This window comes from Streptomyces sp. NPDC059456, from assembly GCF_042750055.1.
Taxonomy (GTDB): Bacteria; Actinomycetota; Actinomycetes; order Streptomycetales; family Streptomycetaceae; genus Streptomyces.
In genome coordinates this window covers 1-4378 of the sequence record NZ_JBHYVA010000703.1, presented here as the reverse complement: position 1 = coordinate 4378, position 4378 = coordinate 1, and the positions used below count along the sequence as shown (strand labels likewise).

Below are 4378 nucleotides of genomic sequence, written 5' to 3'. Positions count from 1 at the left end.
ACAGGGACCCCGCCGCTGCCGGGCGGTGGCGGCGGGGGCGCCCTCGCCCCGCTACCTGCCCTGGACGCGCAGCGCGACGAGGGTCAGGTCGCGGAGCTCGTCGGGGGCCTGCGGGTGGAGGCCGGCGGATATCTCGTCGAGGGTGACGAACTGCCCGGGGTAGACCATGACGGGCAGGTCGCGGCGCGTGACGCAGCAGAACACGGCGAACTCTTCGAGGAAGTAGGCGCTGGAGGTGTCGATGCGCTGCTGGAGTTCCGCGGCGCTCACGGTGGAGGAGTGTTTGGCGTGGTAGGCGCGCCCGAAGGATTCCACCGAGGCGCGGAAGGCCTCGTCCTTGACGAACAGGGTGCGCAGTGCGTAGTGGAACTCCTCGTACTCCTCGGTCGCCTGGACCTCGCTGCACGTGACGAAGGTGAATTCGGTCGACGCGCGGTGGGCGTCGAGGACCGGTTGCTGGGCGTCCATGAACCGGCGGCCCAGATCGAGGGCGTGCTCCAGGGCCCGGTCGGGGTCCATTCCGCGGGTCGAGGCCAGGGTGAGGCGGTGGATGCTGTCGCCGATCAGCACGGTGCAGCGGCCGTAGTGGCGGGACACCCACTTGACCATGCTCTCGAACCTGCCGGGACTGAAGCTGCTGTTGTCCAGGCTGACGCCGAGGAAACAGGCCTCATGGCCGTCGAACGTGTCCTGGCGGGCCGCGGGGGAGACCGACTGGACGGCGGTCCTGTAGCGAGTCCGGCGCCTGCCCTCCACGGGGGTGGGGGAGGAGGCAGGGGCGGGGGTCAAAGTCTGGTTGTCCACGGTGGTCTTTCGCCTGAAGGAGGTTCCTGGTACGGGTGGTTGCCCTGTCTGATGGCATCCGGCGCAAAAACGTTCCTTCGATCTCCGGGCCACGCAAGGGTTTCCTGGCGGACCGAAAGAGCGGAGCAGGTGACTCCGTGGATATCCTGCCCAGCCGTCCACCCAGCAGGAGGTCCAGCCGCCATGAGCAGCACCACGTCGCCCTTTCCCGACCGCATGGAGCTCACCGGGGAGGGACTCGTCCTGCGCGACTGGACGGAAGCGGACCTCGCCCTGATGCCGGCGCTGTTCGACGACCCCGACGTCGCGTACTGGACGCCCATGGTCTCGCCCTTCGACGCGGCGGCCGCCCGCGCACGGCTGGAGCGCGACCGGCAGATGCGGGCCGACGGCACGGTCGTCCTGCTCGCCATCACCGAGGACGGCCACGCACCGCTCGGCGAGGTGATGCTGCGGCGCGCCCCCGAGGGCACCGAACTCGGCTACGCGGTCGGCCCCGCCCACCGCGGCCGGGGGCTGGCGGTACGGGCGGTGCGGGTGATGGCCGCGTACGCCTTCGAGCAGCTCGGCGTGGAGCGGGTGATCCTCGAACTGGAGGCCGAGAACGCCGCCAGCGTCGCGGTCGCCACCAAGGCGGGCTTCGGCCTGCTCGACGTCCCGCTGATCGAGGGCGAGGAGAAGGGACGGCCCTACACCCTGCAGACGTGGGCCCTGGACCGACCCCACGTGGCCGGTTGACGCAGGCCCCTCCCCGGCATTGACTGGCCGGCATGCCCAGCACGGATCCGTCCACCGTCGCCGCCTGTTACGCCCGCGCCGTACGGGGCGCCACGGCGGACGGCGCCGGCGGGTTCGAGGCGTCGGCCCCGCCCGGTGACCGCCTCCGGTACGCGGAGATGCGTGCCGTGTGGGACGCGGTCATCGGTGCGGACGGCGCGGACCCGCACTCCGGACTCCGCATAGGGGACCGCATCGGCCCGGGCCACCTGCACGTCCTGGGCCACGTCGTGCTCACCTGCGAGAGCCTGGCGGAGGCCGCGGACGCCGCCGCGCGCTACCACCCCCTGGTGAGCCAGGCCGGTGCGGTGACCGTGCACCGCCACGGCCGCGTGGGCCGGGTCCGCTACCGGCCGACCGTGGACCCCTCGGCCATGCACCCCCAGCAGGTCGAGGCGGTCGTCGCCGGGATCGTGCGGGCCGCCCGGTGGATCGCGGGCGAGGACTGGGCGCCCCTCGCCGTGTCCTTCACCCACGCCCGTACCGGCCCGGCCGAGCCCTACACCCGGATCCTCGGCTGCCCCGTCACCTTCGACGCGGCGGAAACCGCCGTCACCGTCACCGCCGAGGACCTCGACCGCCGCCGCGCCCCGAGCGACCCGGAACTCAGCGCCCTGCACCGCGCCTACGCCGACCGCCTCCTGCACCGGCTGACAACGGGCACGACGACCGGCGACCGCGTGCGGCAGTGGCTGGAGCACGCCCCGCTCGACGGCGTGCTGCCCGCCGACGTGGCGGAGGAGCTCCACCTCAGCCCGCGGACCCTGCGCAGGGCCCTGCACGAGGAGGGGACCTCCTGGCGCGCCCTCCTCGACGAGGCCCGCCGCGCACGGGCCGGACGCCTGCTGGAGACCACCGGGCTGCCCCTGGACCGCATCGCCCCCGAGGTCGGGCTGAGCGGGGCGACGGCCCTCGTCCGGGCCTTCACCCGCTGGGAAGGCATCACACCGGGCGCCTACCGGGGCGCCCGGAAGGGCCCGTCCCGCTGAGGCTCACGCCTCCGCCGGGACTCACGCCTTCCGCCGGGACTCACGCCTTCCTCCGAGGCTCACGCCTCCCGCGCAGCACCGTCGGCGTGGCGGGAGCGGACCAGGTCGAGGTAGTCCGCCGCCAGCCGGTGGCAGTCACCGGGCCAGCGGGCGGAGACGTAATGGCCGTCCCGCACGGTGAAACCGCGGCCGGGGCGCGCGGCGGTGTCCCGTACCGGCAGCGGCGGACCGGCCAGGAAGTGGGCCGGGTCGGCGAGCGCCGCGGTGACCTCGGCCTGCACCGTGGTCCGGTAGGTGCGGTAGTAGCGCCCCAGCCACATCCGGGTGAGGTTCCACGCCGTCAGCTCCAGCAGTGCGGTGAGGGCCGTCGTCCGCCGGCCGTGCAGAACGGAAAGACCCGTTCCGGGGTCCTTCGCGCGTGCGGCCAGCAGTACGCCGTGGCACACCGCCCCCACCGGCAGCCCCGCGGTGAAGACCTGCGCGAACAGGCGCTGTGCGGTGGCGTCCTCCAGCAGGGTGCGCATGCCCGGGGCGTGGCCGCCCGGAACGAACAGTCCCGTCAGGTGCGCGGGCTCCACCTCGGCATAGGACAGCGGAGCGCGGAACCGGGGATCCTCGGTCAGGCGACCGTACGCCGCCAGCTCCGCGCGCCGCGTCATCAGCCAGGGGGAGAGCCAGGAGAACCCGGTGTCCGTCAGCCGCCGGTCGGCGAGCGCGACCCTGCCGTCGGGGGTCGCGAACCGGACGTCGAGACCGGCGTCCCGCAACGCGGCCCAGGGCACGGCCGCCTCGGTCGGGTCGTACCCGGACGCGGGCAGCAGGAAGACGATCACGACATGCTCCTTCTGGTCCGTCCGGCGGCGAGCCGGGGCGGTGCGCAGTGCGGTGCGCAAACCGGTGCGCGTTCCGGGGTCCCGGGCGGTGTTCCGTCGGGTGGTCCCGGTGGTCCCGGTGGTCCCGGCCGGTGGTCCCGGCCCGTGTGCCGACCCTAGGCCCGGTCCCTGGCGCGGTCATCCACCCCGGCGGCCATCTCCTTGACCCGCCGGCCCGCACGCGGATCTCCACCCGCGTCTCCACCCGTGGGTGCAGGCGCCGCGCCCCTGGTCACAGCAGGCTTGAGGGCATGAACACGACCACATGGATCACCGACATCGCCCTCATCCTGATCGTCTTCCGGCAGCTGCGCGAAGACGCGCTGACCGCGAAGTCGTACCTGCTCCCGCTCGGCATCGTGACCTTCGTGGGATTCAGCTACCTCGACACCGTCCCCACGGGCGGCAACGACCTCGTGCTCATCGGCGCGCTCATGGGGGTCGGCGCGGCCCTCGGCATCAGCGGCGGCGTCTTCACCCGGATACGGCGCGCCGACGGGCACGTCCTGATCAAGGCCGGCGCGGTCTCGGCCGCCCTGTGGGTGATCGGCATGGGCGCCCGGCTCGGTTTCCAGCTGTGGGTCGACCACGGCGGCGCGGCCGACGTCGCGCGGTTCAGCATGGACCACCGCATCACCGGATCCCAGGCATGGGTGACGGCGCTGGTGCTGATGGCCCTGACCGAGGTCGTCACCCGGCTGGCCACGATCTTCGTCCGGAGCCGGATGGTGACGGGTGCGCAGCAGCCCGCGCCGGCCGCGCAGAACGCCGCCGCTGCCGGTCGCAGGGCCTGACCGTGGGCTATCGTCGCGGCATGCCAGCACGAGAGACGGACCGGCCCGCCGAACCGGGCCGGCGGCGTGCGCGCGCCCCCTTGAACACCCCCGCCCCCTGGGGGGGGTCCCCCGCGCTCGGGCGCGCGGGGGTCCAGACGAT

Annotated in this window: 5 protein-coding genes; 3 read left to right on the top strand and 2 right to left on the bottom strand. The window is 73.5% G+C overall.

From position 1 onward, the window contains the following. Positions 1-51: 51 nt before the first annotated feature. Positions 52-804, bottom strand: coding sequence for a tRNA-dependent cyclodipeptide synthase (locus tag ACFXA3_RS36770; protein WP_385194561.1), 753 nt, complete (start codon positions 802-804; stop codon positions 52-54). 183 nt (positions 805-987) lie between these two features. Between ACFXA3_RS36770 and ACFXA3_RS36765 the strand changes: the two genes are divergently transcribed. Beyond that, positions 988-1542 carry a GNAT family N-acetyltransferase gene (locus ACFXA3_RS36765; protein WP_385194559.1) on the top strand — a complete coding sequence of 185 codons (555 nt, stop codon included), beginning with the start codon at positions 988-990 and terminating at the stop codon, positions 1540-1542. A gap of 32 nt (positions 1543-1574) precedes the next feature. Then, a complete protein-coding gene (locus ACFXA3_RS36760; protein WP_385194556.1) occupies positions 1575-2570 on the top strand; it encodes an AraC family transcriptional regulator in 996 nt (331 codons plus the stop codon). Between the two features lie 59 nt (positions 2571-2629). On the opposite strand, the gene ACFXA3_RS36755 is transcribed toward ACFXA3_RS36760, so the two are convergent. Beyond that, positions 2630-3403: a type 1 glutamine amidotransferase domain-containing protein gene (locus tag ACFXA3_RS36755; protein ID WP_385194554.1), complete on the bottom strand. Its 774-nt coding sequence runs from the start codon at positions 3401-3403 to the stop codon at positions 2630-2632. A 290-nt stretch (positions 3404-3693) separates the two neighbouring features. On the opposite strand from ACFXA3_RS36755, the gene ACFXA3_RS36750 reads away from it, so the two are divergent. Beyond that, the gene (locus ACFXA3_RS36750; protein WP_385194551.1) at positions 3694-4236 is read left to right on the top strand and encodes a hypothetical protein; all 543 of its coding nucleotides are present in this window, start codon (positions 3694-3696) and stop codon (positions 4234-4236) included. Positions 4237-4378: the final 142 nt, after the last annotated feature.